Origin of the sequence: Streptomyces umbrinus (genome assembly GCF_030817415.1) — a bacterium.
GTDB classification, from domain to species: Bacteria; Actinomycetota; Actinomycetes; order Streptomycetales; family Streptomycetaceae; genus Streptomyces; species Streptomyces umbrinus_A.
Genome location: NZ_JAUSZI010000002.1, coordinates 9,137,790 through 9,152,256, shown reverse-complemented (window position 1 = coordinate 9,152,256; position 14,467 = coordinate 9,137,790). Strand labels below are relative to the sequence as shown.

Genomic DNA, 14,467 nt, shown 5'->3' with positions numbered 1-14,467 from the left:
CCTCCCGGTCGAAGGCCACGTGACGGCCGCGACATGACTGCTGCGGCATTAAATTAGCGCTGCTAGTTTCTGGTTCGCAGCCCTACTATGTGCGCCATGGCCAGACCGCGCAAGCCCCTCCTCAGCACCGACCGGATCGTCGGGGCGGCCCGGACGCTGGTGGACGCCGAGGGCCTGGCCGCCGTCTCGACACGCCGGCTCGCCGCCGAACTGGGTGTGAGCGGTCCGTCCCTCTACAACCACTTCCGCACGAAGGACCAGATCCTGGAGGCGGTCGCGGACTCCGTGAGCGGGCAGGTCGACCTGTCGATGTTCGAGGACGGGCGCGACTGGCGCACCGCGCTGCACGACTGGGCCGTCTCCTACCGGGCCGCCCTGCGCGACCACCCGAACATCGTCCCGGTCCTGGCCCGCGGCCCCGGCCGCCGCCCGGCCGGACTGCGACTCGCCGACGCCGTCTTCGGAGCGATGGTCGAGGCGGGGTGGCCCCCCGCCCAGGCCACGTCCATCGGCGCGCTGATGCGGTACTTCGTGATGGGCTCCGCGCTGGGATCGTTCGCCGGGGGCTTCGTGGACGACGAGACCGCGTACGATCCCGCCGACTATCCGCATCTCGGGCAGGCCCATCTCCTTGCCGAGCAGCAGGAGAAGATCGACGAGCGGGCCTTCGAGACGGGGCTCAGGGCGTTGCTGGACGGGTTGGCGTTGCAGTTTGAGGGGCTGCGGGGGTAGAGGCCGTGTTGTTTTCTGCGGGCCGGTGTGGGCTGGTCGCGCCCACACGGCGGAGCCGCACATCGATACAGCCCCGCGCCCCTGAAAAGCGGGGCTTCGCCCCAGCTTTTCATCCTTCGGCGTCGGCCGAACCATGCGTCGCGCATCCTGAGTGCATGACCTCCTCACGTACGGGCCGTACGAGCAGTGCGCGCGCCGAGGCCGCCGGGCTCGCCGCCCTCGCCTCTCTCGTCGCCGACGAGACGCGGGCCGGTTTTCTGCTGGCCCTGCTCGACGGGCGGGCGTGGACCGCCGGGGAGCTGGCCCGGCACGCGGGGGTCGCCGCGTCGACGGCCAGCGAGCACCTGGGCAAGCTCGTCGCGGGCGGGCTGCTCGCCGAGGAACGGCAGGGGCGGCACCGGTACGTACGACTGGCCGACGCCCGGGTCGCCCAACTCGTCGAGGATCTCGCCGCCCAGGTCGCGCCGACGACCGCCGTACGACCGCGCACCCTGCGCGAGGCCGGTGCGGGCAGCGCGATGGCCAGGGGCCGCACCTGCTACGACCACCTGGCCGGCCGCCTCGGCATCGCCGTCACCGACGCGCTGACCGGCCGCGGACTGCTCCGACAGGACACGGGGTTCGCGCTCACCGACGAGGGGGTTCGCTGGTTCGACGGCCTGGGCGTCCCCCTCGTACGCACCGGGCGGCGTCCCCTCGCCCGGGCCTGCCTGGACTGGACGGAACGACGCCCCCACCTCGCCGGCATCGCGGGAGCCGCCCTCTGCCGACACGCCCTGGACACAGGCTGGTGCGTACGCATCGGCTCGGAGCGCGCGGTGAAGGTCACGGCTGAGGGCGAACGGGCGCTGGCGGAACTACTGGGAATCCAACCCGAGACTCTCCACTGACCCGCCCCTCAAGGCGCCCCATAAGGGGCGCGGGGAACTGCGCGCCCAGCCCCCACCGCCCCGCAGACAGACAACGCCACCCAGCGGAGCACAACGCCCCGTCCAAAAACCGCGAGCCCTTTCCCGCAACCCCACCTAGCCTCTGGAAAGTGATGAAGCCTCTCCTGTCCGCCCGCCGCACAGAACTGCTCGCGGCCGGAGCCGCGACGATCACCGTGCTGCTGTGGGCCTCCGCGTTCGTGTCCATCCGGAGTGCGGGCGAGGCGTACGCGCCCGGCGCCCTGGCCCTGGGCCGGCTGCTCGCCGGGGCGCTCGTCCTCGGCGTGATCTGTCTGATACGCCGGGAGGGGCTGCCGCCGCGCCCCGCCTGGCCGGGGATCGTGGTGTCCGGGCTGCTCTGGTTCGGGCTCTACATGGTGGTGCTCAACTGGGGTGAGCAGAAGGTCGACGCGGGCACCGCCGCCCTGGTGGTGAACGTCGGCCCGCTGATCATGGCCCTGCTCGCGGGGTGGCTCCTCAAGGAGGGGCTGCCGCCGAGGCTCCTCGCCGGGATGGCCGTGTCGTTCGCGGGAGCGGCGGTCGTCGGCCTGTCGATGTCGGGCGAGGGCAGCGCCTCCGTGCTTGGCGTGTTGCTCTGCCTGCTCGCCGCGGTGGCGTACGCGGGCGGTGTGGTCGCCCAGAAGCCGGCCCTGCGGCACGGTTCCCCGCTCCAGGTGACGACGTACGGCTGTGCGATCGGGGCGGTGGCCTGTCTGCCGTTCGCGGGGCAGCTGGTGTCCGATGCCGCCGACGCCCCGCTGTCCGCGACCCTCAACATGCTGTATCTGGGCGTCTTCCCGACCGCCCTCGCGTTCACCACCTGGGCGTTCGCGCTGGCCCGTACGACGGCCGGGAAGATGGGTGCCACGACGTACGCGGTGCCCGCGCTGGTGGTGCTGATGTCCTGGGTGGCACTCGACGAGGTGCCGGGCTGGATCACGCTCGTCGGCGGGCTGGTGTGTCTGGCGGGGGTGGCGGTGTCGCGGTCGCGCCCGCGAACGGCCGCCGTGGCGGCGGAAGTCGGGCCTGCGGCTGCCGCCGGGCCGGTCGCCGCGGCCCCGGAGCCGAGTCCGGAGCCGCAGCGCGAGCAGGCCTAGGCAGCCTGGCTTCTCAGCGTGAACGCGCCCTGTCCGCAAGGACCTTGATCGATCCGAGCGCGATCACGGCGAGCCCGATGATGTACGCGGCCACCGACATCGACGTGCCCGTCGTCTCCAGCAGGAGCACCATCACGAAGGGCGCGAGTCCGCCGCCGAGCACAGCCGCGATCTGATAGCCGAGCGAGGCGCCCGTGTACCGCATCTCGGGGGTGAACAGCTCGGCGAACAGGGCGGCCTGGGGCCCGTACATGATGCTGAGGAAACAGCTGGCGACGAACGTTCCGACCGCCAGCCACAGCAGCGAGCCCGTGTCGATCAGCAGGAACATCGGCACGGCCCACAGGGCGATGCCGGCCGCGCCGAGACCGTAGATCCGGATGCGGCCGATGCGGTCGGAGAGCGCGGCGGACGCGGGGATCAGGACGAGCTGGGTGAGGCTCACACAGAGGGAGACCGTGAGGACGGCGCCGCGGTTCATGTCCAGTTCGCGGGTCGTGTAGTCGAGGACGCCGGTGATCAGGATGTAGAAGGTCGCGGTGTTCACGGCGAACGAGCCGCCCGCGAGGAAGACCGTGCCGAGGTGGCCTCGGAGGATGGTGCGCAGCGGGGAGTTCCGCGCGCCGTCGCCTCGCTTTCCGTTCCCTGTTCCCGGTCCCTTGCCTGTTGATTGCCCCTTCTCTTCCCTCTCCTTCTCGGCCAGGGCCCGTTCGGCCGCCCGGAACTCCGGGGTCTCCTCGACGTGTTTGTGGATGTACCAGGCGAGTACGAGGACCAGCAGGCCGACCAGGAACGGGAGCCGCCATCCCCACGCGGCGAACGCCGACTCGCTGGTGAACGCGCCGGCGAGGAGGAAGACCGAGTTGGCGCTCACCACGCCGATGGGGACGCCGAGTTGGACGAAGCTGCCGTAGATGCCGCGCTTGCCCTCGGGGGCGTACTCGGTGGCGAGGAGCATCGCGCCGCCCCACTGGGCGCCGACGGCGATGCCCTGCATGACGCGGAGCGTGACGAGGAGGACCGGGGCGGCCATGCCGATCGTCTCGTACGTGGGGAGGAGGCCGATGCCCGTCGTGGCCACGCCCATCAGGGTCAGGGCCAGGACCAGCATGGGCTTGCGGCCCCGCTTGTCGCCGAGGTGGCCCGCGATCACTCCGCCGAAGGGGCGGGCGAGGAAGCCGACCGCGAAGGTCGCGAACGAGGCGAGGACTCCTGCGGAGGGGCTGCCTGCGGGGAAGTACAGGTCTCCGAGGACGAGGGCTGCCGCGATGCCGAAGACGAAGTAGTCGTACCACTCGACGGCTGAGGCGAGGGCGGCGGCCGTTGCCCCTTTGCGGCGGTTTCTGGCGTCTTGCGCGGGGGTGGATGTGCTGGGGAGGGCGGAAGGAGCGGTGTCCATGCGGTGCACACTCCGGTGGGTGCGGGGACGTTCGCGGCAACGTACTGACCGGACGGTATGTGGGTCAACGGGTGTGCGGGGATCGGTTTTTTCTCGCCCCCGCCGCCCCTACCCAATCCCGTCCCTTACTCAGGGGCTCCGCCCCCGAACCCCCAAAAGACCGCGCAGTTCCCCGCGCCCCTAGGTTTTCAGGGGCGCGGGGAACTGCGCGACCAGCCACAGCCGGACCCGCACCCGAAATCGCACCCCACGGGACCTGGGGCGGAGCCCTAGAACACCACCAACGCCCGGCCCCCCTTCCCCGCCAGCATGTTCTCGAAAGCCGACGGGATGCCCTCCAAGGCGATCCGTTCGGTCACCAGGGAGCTCAGGTCCAGGCGCCCCGCGCGGACGAGGTCGGCAAGAAGCGGCAGGTCCCGGGCCGGATCCGAGTTGCCGTAGACGCAGCCGGAGAGGGTCCGACCCCAGTGGAAGAGTTCGAGGGCGTTGAAGGTGACCTGCTGATCCTTGCCGCCGATGCCGACGACCGTCGTACGGCCACCCCGGCGGGTGGATTCCCAGGCCGCGCGGATCGTGACCGCCCGGCCCACACACTCCACCGCCACATCGACCCCCTGCTTGCCCGTGAGCCCCCGGATCTCCCGCGCGGTGGTGTCGGACGCGACGACATACTCCGTCGCCCCGGCCGCCCGCGCCAGGGACTCCTTCTCCGGCGACACATCCACCGCCACGATCGTTGAGGCACTCGCGATCCGCGCGGCCTGGATCGCCGCGAGACCGACCCCGCCCACCCCGAACACGGCCACGGTCTCCCCGGACCGTACCCGCGCCGAGTAGTGGACGGCCCCGTACCCGGTGAGCACGGCGCAGCCGAGCAGCGCCGCGTCCGCCAGCGGAATCCCGGCCGGCGCCGGGAGCACACACGCGCCCGCCACCACCGTCTCCTCGGCGAACGCGGCGACGTTCAGCCCGGGATACAGCTCGGCCCCGTCGGAGGAGCGCCGCGCGTACACCTCCCCCGCGCCCACCAGCGCGTTGGCGCACAGCCATACCTCGCCCAGCGAGCAGGCGTGGCAACTGCCGCAGGAAGGGGCCCAGTTGAGGACCACGCCGTCCCCGGGCGCGACGTGTGTGACCCCGGGTCCGACGGAGACGACGGTCCCCGCCCCCTCGTGGCCGAGCACGGCGGGCACCGGCACCCGCATGGTGCCGTCGGACAGGGAGAGGTCGGAGTGGCAGACCCCGGCCGCGGCCAGCCGGACCCTGACCTGCCCGGGCCCCGGCACCTCCGGCAACTCGATCTCGGTGATCTCCAAGGGAGAACCGATGGCGGGCAGGACAGCGGCGCGAACCGTGTGCGTCGCACTAGCCATGTCGTACACCCCTCCTGGAACTAGAACTGCAGGGACTTGGTCTGGAGGTACTCGGACAGGCCGTGCGAGCCCAGCTCCCGGCCGACCCCCGACTGCTTGTAACCGCCGAAGGGGGCAAGGGGGTTGAAGCGCCCGCCGTTGATGTCCACCTGCCCGGTGTCGAGTTGTCGTGCGAAGGCCACGGCCTCGGTCACCTCGCCGGCCCACACGGCCCCCGCCAGCCCGTACACCGTGCCGTTGGCGATCCGCAGCGCGTCGGCCTCGTCCTCGTAGCGGAGGATCGAGAGGACCGGGCCGAAGATCTCCTCCTGGGCGATCGTCATCTCGGGGGTCACGTCCGCGAAGACGGTCGGGCTGACGAAGTAGCCCTGTGCGCGCGGGGCTTCGGGGCCGCCGGCCACCAGCCTCGCCCCTTCCCCGACGCCCTTCTCGATGTAACTCCGCACGCGCTGCTGCTGCTTGGCGTTGACGACGGGCCCCATGCGCTCGCCGTACTTCGCGGCCGCCTCCACCGCCAGCGCGACCGCCTCGTCGTACTGCGAGTCGTGGACCAGCATGCGGGTCCAGGCGCTGCACGTCTGGCCGGAGTTGGACATCACGTTGGCCACGCCGACGTTGACCGCCTTGGCGAGGTCTGCGCTCGGCAGGATGACGTTGGCGGACTTGCCGCCGAGTTCCAGGGCGACGCGCTTGACGGCCGCGCCCGCGGTCGCGCCGATCCGCCTGCCGACGGCCGTCGAGCCGGTGAAGGAGACCAGGTCCACGCCCTCGTGCCCGGCGAGGGCCTGGCCCGCGACCGGTCCGAGGCCGGTGACGAGGTTGAAGACCCCGGCCGGAAGGCCCGCTTCGTGGACCGCCTCCGCGAAGAGCTGGGCGGTCAGCGGGGTGTCCTCGGCGGGCTTCAGCACGACCGTGCAGCCGGCCGCGAGGGCCGGGGCTACCTTGGCGACGATCTGGTGCAGCGGGTAGTTCCAGGGGGTGATCGCGCCGACCACACCGACCGGCTCCAGATGGACGGTCGAGTTCCCGACCTTCTCCTCGAAGGCGTACGAGGCGGCCAGCTCGGCGTACGAACCGGCGACCGCGATGGGGGCTCCGACGTGCACGGCCTGCGAGAGCTTGAGCGGTGAGCCGAGTTCGGCGGTCACGGTCCCGGCGATCTCGTCCTTGCGGGCGACGAGGACGTCCCGGAGTGCGGCGATCCGCGCGGCGCGCTCGGCGGGCGGGGTGGCGGCCCAGGCCGGCAGGGCTCCGCGCGCGCGGCCCGTACGGCGGCGTCCACGTCGTCGGCGGTGCCCGCCGGGACGTGGGCGATGACCTGCTCGTCGGCCGGGTTCACGACGGCTATCGTGTCCGTCCCGGCGGCCGGGCGCCACTCGCCGTCGATGTACATGCCGTCGTGTGCCTTCATGCGTTCCTCCCGGGAGGGGCGTCGTCTCCGCCGCCCAACCTAGCCGTCGTCCGAGACCCCAAACTAGCGGTGTTAGTTTTTGGACACCAGGGGCCCCGGGACGAGCACCGGGCCCACCGGGAGGACCACACGAACCGCTGTGAGGATCACCGGGCCACTACCGGGACACAGGCCTGCCGGACCTCAGAAGTCCGCGCGCGTCGGTTCGTCCAGCCGGGCCACGGCCTCCTGGCCGAACTCCTTCTCGTACGCGTCCCGGATCCGCTCGATCCCGGGGTCGGCCGCCTTCGCCCGCCCCACGGGATACAGCAGGATCAGCTCGTACGACCGCTCGCGCTCGATGACGCCGTTCCTGTCGCGCCACTGCCCGCGGCCGTCCTGCACGGTGAGCCCGTCCGGGAAGGCGGGGGTGACCTGCCGGTCGACGAAGTCCATGAACTGCCCGTCGGTGACCGCCGGGCCTCCGTCGGGGCGCTCGGTGCCGAAGAAGAGGCGGGTCTCGACGTATGCCGCGCCCCTGGCCGCCGGGGCCGTCAGAGCCGCCGGGGCCGTTGCGGCCGCCGGCCGGGTCCCGGCGTCGGTGAGTGTGGCGTACGCGGCCGGGGCGCCGGCGAAGAGGAGGGCGGAGGCCGTCGCGACGGCGAGGCGGGTACGCACGGTGTTCATGATCATGAACGCATACCTAGCGGGCCTCAGTCCTCCAGGTCGGGCAGGCGCGCCGGGGCCGGGCTGATCCGCACTCCTTGGTGGTCGAAGACGAACAGATGGGCGAGGTCCACGAGGAGGGGGACCTGCATGCCGTGGCGGAGTTCGTGGTCGGGTGTCGTACGGACGATGAGGTCTCCCGGCAACCGGCCTTCCGGCGGCGGCAGTTCGGTCCGGTCGGGTCCGGTGTCCCCGGGGTCCTCCAGAACCACGACGGGTCCGGCCCGCAGCGCGCCCGCCCGGTCCCGAAGGCGGCCCAGGACACCGCCCACGGGACGGCGGCGGCGCGGCGGCCGGGGCATGGGGCGCGGTGCCTCCAGGTCGGGCACGACGGCGGGCTGCGAGCCGGTGTTGAAGTGGACGAGGACCTCGTGTCCCTGGAACTCCACGTGCTCGACGAGCCCGCTGATCGCCACCTCGCCGGGTCTTGCCTCCGCCGGCTTGGCGATGCGTACGGCCTCGGAGCGCAGACCCACGATGACTTCGTGGCCCTGGTGCACCCGGAGCAACCGGTGGTCCAGGCACAGGGGTTCGGGCAGGACGAGGGCCTGGCGGCCGAGGCCGATCGACATGGCGCCGTCGAGCGGGGCGAGGACGACGCCGCGCAGGAGGCTGATGCGCGGGGTGCCGATGAAGGCGGCGACGAAGACGTTCTCGGGCAGCGCGTAGACCGTGCGCGGGGTGCCGACCTGCTGGAGGACACCGCCGCGCAGGACGGCGACCCGGTCGCCGAGGGACATCGCCTCCGCCTGGTCGTGGGTGACGTACACCGTCGTGACGCCCAACCCCCGGGTGAGGCGGGCGATTTCGGCGCGCAGACGGTTGCGGAGCTTGGCGTCCAGGTTGGCGAGCGGTTCGTCCATCAGGAACGCCGAGGGGTGCCGTGCGATCGCACGGCCCATCGCGACGCGCTGGCGTTCGCCGCCGGAGAGCTCGTGGGGGAAGCGGTCGAGGAGATCCTCGATGCCGAGCATCTTGGCCGTGGCGTCGACGCGCGAGCGCGGGTCCTGGCCGGGCGTCTCGATGCGCAGCGGGAAGCCGATGTTCTCGCGGCCGTTCATGGTCGGGTAGAGCGCGAAGTTCTGGAAGATCATCGCCATGTCCCGGTCGGCGGGCTCCAGATGGTTGGCGTACGCGCCGTCGAGCCGCACCTGTCCCTCGGTGGGGTCCGTGAGGCCGGCGATCATCCTCAGCACGGTCGACTTGCCGCAGCCGGACGGCCCGAGCAGCACCAGGAACTCGCCGGGCGCGACGTCGAGCGACAACCTCTCCACCACAGAGACACCGCGTGTGTAGGACTTGCTGACCTGTCGAAGGGAGATGGCGCGTGACATGGGACGTGACCCCCGGGGGCTCACAGGGCGCTGTTGCTCCGCGATCGGAGGTCTCGCGGGTCGTACGAGACCTATGAGTCACGGAAGCTAACGGACCGCACACATCCCGGGGAAGACTTGCGGCGGAATCGGACGGGCCTTGTGGAGGACCCTCTCGGGAAACAGGGGCGTTCGGGCCAACTCCGGTGCGAAATAGGTCTGTTCAGTGTCTCTCGGGCTCCGGTGCGGATGGCGTACGTCCCCTACGTTCCGTCGGCTCCGACCCGGCTGCGCCCGTACGCCCCTGTCGCAGTCCGAGCCCCGAGGCGATCAGCAGCAGCGCTCCGAGCATCACGAACGGCGCGGCCACGCCGGCGACTCCGGCGACCAGGCCCGCGGCGGCGGGCGCGGCGACCTGGCCGAGCCGGTTGCCGGTCAGGCGCAGGGCGAGGGCGGTGGAGCGGGCGTCGTCCGGGGCGGCCTGGACGACCGTGGTCATGGACAGGGGCTGGCCGACGCCCAGGCAGAAGCCGAGCAGGGCGAGGATCACGGCGAGGCCCCAGACCGGTACGGGCAGCGCGATCCCGGCGCACAGGAGGGCCCCCAGCAGACAGGTCGTGCTGAGCAGCGCGGCCCGGCCGAGGAGCCGCAGCATGGGTGTCATGACCAGGCGGCAGGCTATGGTCGCCGCCGCGCGCAGGCTGAGCAGCAGGCCGATCACGGAGGGCGCGATGCCCCGGTGTTCGCCGACCACCGGCAGATACGCGGTGAGGATGTCCGTCGCGGACAGCACGGCGAGGCTGATGAAGATGCCCGCGGGTACGCCCCGGGTGCGCAGTATGCGGTGCACGGGGACTCGATCGCCGCGTCCGGTACGGGACTTGGGCCGGTCGCGGTGCTCTATGCGCCACAGCGAGACGAACGAGACCGCGGCGACGGCGCCCGCGACCAGCAGCGCGAGGGCACTGGTGCCCGCCATGTCGGAGCCGCCGATCAGCGCGCCCGCGGCGATCGGTCCGACGAGCTGGCCGAGCGAGGCGCCGATGGTGAAGTGGCCGAAGTTGCGGTCCTGGTCGTGCGGCGCCGACTGGCGGGCCACGATCGACTGGGCGCCGATCACGAAGGAGAGGTGGCCGAGGCCCATCACCCCGCTCCAGGCCGCCATCGCGGCAAGGGAGTTCGCCGTACCGCTGAGGGCGCAGCCGCCGGCTATGAGGACGACGCCGACCGGGAGCAGCGGGGCGCACCGGCCGTGGTCGGTACGGCGGCCGAGCGGTACGGCGGCGAACAGGGGCAGCAGTGCGTAGACGCCGGCGATGACACCGATCGCGCGCTCGTCGGCGCCCAGCGCGAGGGCCCGGTAGGAGACGGCGGGCCGTGCCATCGACACCGCCCCCTGCGCGAAGCTGAAGGCGATGACGAGGCGGAGCAGCCAGCCGCGGTTCCCACCGGGCCTCACAGTGACACCCTCCATTGGATGAAAGGACGGACGGCGTGAGTCCGGCCGGGGCCGGACTCCCGGGAGCCGGGGCTCAGATGATGCCGAACAGGATTCCGGCGCCGAGTACCACGAGGGAAGTGAGGGCGGCCCACTTGACGACGAACTTGGTGTGGTCGCCGAACTCGACCTTGGCCATGCCGACCAGGACGTACACGGCCGGGACGAGCGGGCTCGACATGTGGAGCGGCTGGCCGACGAGCGAGGCGCGGGCGATCTCCAGCGGGGAGACCCCGTGGGCCGCGCCCGCCTCGGCGAGGACCGGCAGGACGCCGAAGTAGAAGCCGTCGTTCGACATGAAGTAGGTGAGGGGGAGGCTGAGGACGCCGGTGACGAGGGCCATGTGCGGGCCCATGCCGTCGGGGATGCCGTCGACGAGCCACTTGGCCATGGAGTCGACCATGCCGGTGCCCTGGAGGACGCCGGTGAAGACGGCGGCGGCGAAGACCATGCCGGAGACGTTGAGGACGTTGTCGGCGTGGGCGGCGAGGCGGGCCTTCTGGTCGGGGATGTGCGGGAAGTTGACCGTGAGGGCGAGCGCGGCGGCGAGCACGAACAGGACCGGGATCGGCATCAGTTCCATGATCATGGCGGTCAGGAGCGTCGCCGTGAGCAGTGCGTTGAACCAGTACAGCTTGGGGCGCAGCGTCGGACGGTTGGGGTCGAGGCCCTGGAGGCGGATGTCGTCCTCCTCCTCGTCGTCACCGTCGGAGGCGTCGGTGCCGGAGCCCGCGCCGCCGGTGGTCTTGGTCATACGCACCTTGCCGTCACCCGGGCCGCCGGCGGCGGCACCGGCGCCGACCAGCACCGTCTCGGTCTCGGGCTCATCCACCAGCTGCTTCTCGTCCGTCAGCACGTCGGCCAGGCTCAGCACGCCGAGGCGCTTGCGCTCGCGGAGGCCGAGGACGTACGAGAGGGCGATCACGGCGACCAGGCCGACGGCGAGCGCCGGGATCATCGGGACGAAGATGTCGCCGGCGTCGAGCTTGAGCGCGGTGGCGGCGCGGGCGGTCGGGCCGCCCCAGGGCAGCGTGTTCATGACGCCGTTGGCGGTGGCGGCGACGCCGGTCATCACCACGAGGCTCATCTTGAGGCGCTTGTACAGCGGGTACATCGCCGAGACCGTGATCATGAACGTCGTCGAGCCGTCGCCGTCGAGGGAGACGATCGCCGCGAGCAGGGCCGTGCCGACGACGATGCGCAGCGGGTCGGCCTTGCAGAACTTGAGGATGCCTCGGACGATCGGGTCGAAGAGACCGACGTCGATCATGACGCCGAAGTACACGATGGCGAACATGAGCATCGCGGCGGTGGGCGCGAGGGTGCCCACCCCTTCGATGACGTAGTCGCCGAGATGCGCACCCTTTCCGACGAACACGCAGAAGAGCGCCGGGATCAGTACGAGCGCCGCGATCGGCGACATCTTCTTCATCATGATCAGGACCAGGAAGGTCGCGATCATGGTGAAGCCGAGGATGGTCAGCATGAGTGGATACCTAACGTTCGCCCTTGAACTTCCACCAGGGACAGCGGTTCGAGTGACGTTAGGGCGGCCACACAAGGCTTAACAAGATGTTGACACGCGAGCAATAAGCGCAAAACTCCAGGTCAGGGCGTTGTGCCTGTTGGCGCGATATCGATGGGTACGCCATTGAGTACCGCTGTGCCGGACAGCGGGTCGAGCAGGCTGCCGTCGAGGAGCTGGTTGACGTTGACTCCGGGGTTCTCGGCGGCGTGGGTCGTCCGGGTGCCGGGACGGTCGTGTCCCCAGCCGTGCGGCAGGCTCACGACTCCGCGTCGTACGGCGTCGGTGACCTCGGCGGGGGCGACGACCTCTCCCCCGGCACCCTTCACCCGCACCGGCGCCCCGTCGGTGACACCGAGGCGGTCGGCGTCGTCGGGGTGGATGTGCAGGGTGCAGCGGTTGGTGCCGCCGGTGAGGGCGGGGATGTTGTGCATCCAGCTGTTGTTGGAGCGGAGATGCCGGCGGCCGACGAGGACGAGCCCCTCGGGGCGTCGGCGCAGTGCGTCGCGCAGGCGCGGGAGATCATCGGCGAGCGGCTGTGGAAGCAGTTCCACTAGTCCACTGCGGGTCTTGAGGGGCTGCGGGAGGCGCGACTGGAGCGGTCCGAGGTCGATGCCGTGGGGCTGGTCGAGCAGCTTCTCCAGGGTCAGTCCTTCGGGGCGTACGCCGAATCCGTCGCCGTACGGGCCGAGGCGCAGCATCATGTCGAGGCGTCGCTCGGGGCCGGTCTCGCCGGTGAGCTGTGCGGCGAGCTCGCGCGGGTCGCGGCCGTGCGCCGGTGAATGGGCTTCCTTGACGGCCTTGCCGAGGGTCTGGCCGATGACCAGGTCGTCGACGGCGGAGGGCTCGGCGCCGTGCATGCCGGTGGCGGCGAGGACGAGCCGGGCGAGGATCTCCGTCTCGGCCATGCGGCCGGACTCCAGGGGGACGGCGGCGCGGGTGTAGCGGACCTGGTTGCGTACGGCGAGGGTGTTGAAGGCGAAGTCGTGGTGCGGGCTCTGCGAGGGCGGGGGCGGCGGCAGCACCACGTGGGCGTGCCGTGAGGTCTCGTTGAGGTACGGGTCGACGCTGACCATGAAGTCGAGCGAGCCGAGGGCCTTGTCGAGACGGTCGCCGTCGGGCGCGGACAGGACGGGGTTGGCGGCGATGACGACGAGGGCGCGGATCGGCTCGCCCTCGGCGGTCGCGGTGTCGATCTCCTCGGCGAGCGCGGCCATCGGCAGTTCGCCCTTGGCCTCGGGGTGGCGGCTCACGCGGCTGTGCCAGCGGCCGAGCGCGAAGCCGTGGCCGGGTCCGGCGGGGCGGGGTGTCCGGTCGGTGGCGGCCTGCGGGAAGAGGGCGCCGCCGGGCCGGTCGAGGTTGCCGGTGAGGATGTTCAGGATGTCGACCAGCCAGCTGGCCAGGGTGCCGTGCGGGACGGTGCAGCTGCCGATGCGGCCGTATACGGCGGCGGTGGGCGCGGCGGCCAGTTCACGGGCGAGCGCGCGGATCGTGTCGGCGTCGACGTCGCAGGCCTCGGCGGCGGCTTCCGGGGTGAAGTCCCTTACGGCCTCGCGGAGTTCGTCGGTCCCCTGCACCAGCTCGGTGAGCTCCCCGAGGTCGGTGAGCTCCTCCTCGAAGAGGACGTACGCCATGGCGGCGAGCAGCAGCGCGTCGGTGCCGGGGCGGATGGCCACGTGCCGGTCGGCGAGCTTGGCGGTGCGGGTGCGGCGCGGGTCGATGACGGTCAGGGTGCCGCCGCGTGCCTTGAGTGCCTTGAGCTTGCCGGGGAAGTCGGGGGCGGTGCACAGGCTGCCGTTGGATTCGAGGGGGTTGGCGCCGATCAGCAGCAGGTGGTCGGTGCGGTCGAGGTCGGGCACGGGGATCGCGTTGGCGTCGCCGTAGAGCAGTCCGCTGGAGACGTGCTTGGGCATCTGGTCGAGCGTGGACGCGGTGAAGAGGCTGTGGGTGCCGAGGCCCCCGAGCAGCACGGTCGGGTAGAGGGCGCCGGCCATGGTGTGCACGTTCGGGTTGCCGAGGACGGCTCCGACGGCGTGCGGCCCGTACCGCTCGACGACCGGCCGCAGTCCGGCCGCGACGGCGTCGAAGGCCTCGGCCCAGGTGGCCTCGCGCAGTTCGCCGTCCTTGCGCACCAGCGGCGTCCGCAGCCGGTCGGGGTCACCGTCGGCCGCCCCGAACGAGGCGCCCTTCGGGCAGATGAACCCCTGGCTGAACACGTCGTCGCGGTCCCCGCGCGCGCTTGTCACCCGGGTCCCCTCGATGGTGAGCGTGAGCCCGCAGGTCGCCTCGCAGAGGGGACAGATGCGCAGAGCTGTTCGGGAGTCGGCGGTGGTGGACACGGGTCCTCCCGGAGGGGTGGCGACGACAATGGCGCTGACCCGGCCGAGCATACCGACCGGTATGGACGGTGGGGAGGGGGTGCGGGGGGTCACGTCGGAAATTCGCGCGCCGTTCGGGTGTCCGCACCCGGCGGGGTCGGGGCGGG

The 14,467-nt window shown here is 71.6% G+C and carries 10 protein-coding genes and 1 pseudogene; 3 read left to right on the top strand and 8 right to left on the bottom strand.

What is annotated here, in order from left to right; all coding sequences use genetic code 11:
- The first annotated feature begins 96 nt into the window (after positions 1 to 96).
- The 3 genes from QF035_RS40455 (at position 97) to QF035_RS40445 (ending at position 2,758) form a co-directional block, all read left to right on the top strand.
- Positions 97 to 732: a TetR/AcrR family transcriptional regulator gene (locus tag QF035_RS40455; protein WP_307526204.1), complete on the top strand. Its 636-nt coding sequence runs from the start codon at positions 97 to 99 to the stop codon at positions 730 to 732.
- A gap of 155 nt (positions 733 to 887) precedes the next feature.
- Positions 888 to 1,622: an ArsR/SmtB family transcription factor gene (locus QF035_RS40450; RefSeq protein WP_307526202.1), complete on the top strand. Its 735-nt coding sequence runs from the start codon at positions 888 to 890 to the stop codon at positions 1,620 to 1,622.
- 152 nt (positions 1,623 to 1,774) lie between these two features.
- Positions 1,775 to 2,758: a DMT family transporter gene (locus tag QF035_RS40445; RefSeq protein WP_307531794.1), complete on the top strand. Its 984-nt coding sequence runs from the start codon at positions 1,775 to 1,777 to the stop codon at positions 2,756 to 2,758.
- Positions 2,759 to 2,771: 13 nt separating this feature from the next.
- On the opposite strand, the gene QF035_RS40440 is transcribed toward QF035_RS40445, so the two are convergent.
- The 8 genes and pseudogenes from QF035_RS40440 to QF035_RS40405 all read right to left on the bottom strand — a co-directional run bounded on the left by QF035_RS40440 (position 2,772) and on the right by QF035_RS40405 (position 14,321).
- Positions 2,772 to 4,157, bottom strand: a complete 1,386-nt coding sequence (locus QF035_RS40440) for an MFS transporter (protein WP_307526200.1) — start codon at positions 4,155 to 4,157, stop codon at positions 2,772 to 2,774.
- Positions 4,158 to 4,426: 269 nt separating this feature from the next.
- Positions 4,427 to 5,530 (bottom strand): Zn-dependent alcohol dehydrogenase, encoded by a 1,104-nt coding sequence (locus QF035_RS40435; RefSeq protein ID WP_307526198.1) that lies wholly within the window; start codon positions 5,528 to 5,530, stop codon positions 4,427 to 4,429.
- Between the two features lie 20 nt (positions 5,531 to 5,550).
- A pseudogene (locus tag QF035_RS40430) lies at positions 5,551 to 6,941 on the bottom strand (aldehyde dehydrogenase family protein).
- 183 nt (positions 6,942 to 7,124) lie between these two features.
- Positions 7,125 to 7,613 carry a DUF3574 domain-containing protein gene (locus tag QF035_RS40425; protein ID WP_307526196.1) on the bottom strand — a complete coding sequence of 163 codons (489 nt, stop codon included), beginning with the start codon at positions 7,611 to 7,613 and terminating at the stop codon, positions 7,125 to 7,127.
- 20 nt (positions 7,614 to 7,633) lie between these two features.
- On the bottom strand, positions 7,634 to 8,980 hold the full coding sequence (locus QF035_RS40420) for an ABC transporter ATP-binding protein (RefSeq protein WP_307526193.1): 1,347 nt from the start codon (positions 8,978 to 8,980) through the stop codon (positions 7,634 to 7,636).
- 202 nt (positions 8,981 to 9,182) lie between these two features.
- Positions 9,183 to 10,418, bottom strand: coding sequence for an MFS transporter (locus tag QF035_RS40415; protein WP_307526191.1), 1,236 nt, complete (start codon positions 10,416 to 10,418; stop codon positions 9,183 to 9,185).
- A 73-nt stretch (positions 10,419 to 10,491) separates the two neighbouring features.
- Positions 10,492 to 11,943, bottom strand: coding sequence for a CitMHS family transporter (locus tag QF035_RS40410; protein ID WP_307526190.1), 1,452 nt, complete (start codon positions 11,941 to 11,943; stop codon positions 10,492 to 10,494).
- A gap of 122 nt (positions 11,944 to 12,065) precedes the next feature.
- Complete coding sequence (locus QF035_RS40405; protein ID WP_307526188.1) at positions 12,066 to 14,321, bottom strand: molybdopterin oxidoreductase family protein; 2,256 nt, start codon at positions 14,319 to 14,321, stop codon at positions 12,066 to 12,068.
- Positions 14,322 to 14,467 lie beyond the last annotated feature (146 nt).

Bases quoted from the DNA above. Each gene is read 5' to 3' on its own strand.
- QF035_RS40455 (WP_307526204.1), top strand. From the start codon at position 97: ATGGCCAGACCGCGCAAGCCCCTCCTCAGCACCGACCGGATCGTCGGG.
- QF035_RS40450 (WP_307526202.1), top strand. From the start codon at position 888: ATGACCTCCTCACGTACGGGCCGTACGAGCAGTGCGCGCGCCGAGGCC.
- QF035_RS40445 (WP_307531794.1), top strand. From the start codon at position 1,775: ATGAAGCCTCTCCTGTCCGCCCGCCGCACAGAACTGCTCGCGGCCGGA.
- QF035_RS40440 (WP_307526200.1), bottom strand. From the start codon at position 4,157: ATGGACACCGCTCCTTCCGCCCTCCCCAGCACATCCACCCCCGCGCAA.
- QF035_RS40435 (WP_307526198.1), bottom strand. From the start codon at position 5,530: ATGGCTAGTGCGACGCACACGGTTCGCGCCGCTGTCCTGCCCGCCATC.
- QF035_RS40425 (WP_307526196.1), bottom strand. From the start codon at position 7,613: ATGATCATGAACACCGTGCGTACCCGCCTCGCCGTCGCGACGGCCTCC.
- QF035_RS40420 (WP_307526193.1), bottom strand. From the start codon at position 8,980: ATGTCACGCGCCATCTCCCTTCGACAGGTCAGCAAGTCCTACACACGC.
- QF035_RS40410 (WP_307526190.1), bottom strand. From the start codon at position 11,943: ATGCTGACCATCCTCGGCTTCACCATGATCGCGACCTTCCTGGTCCTG.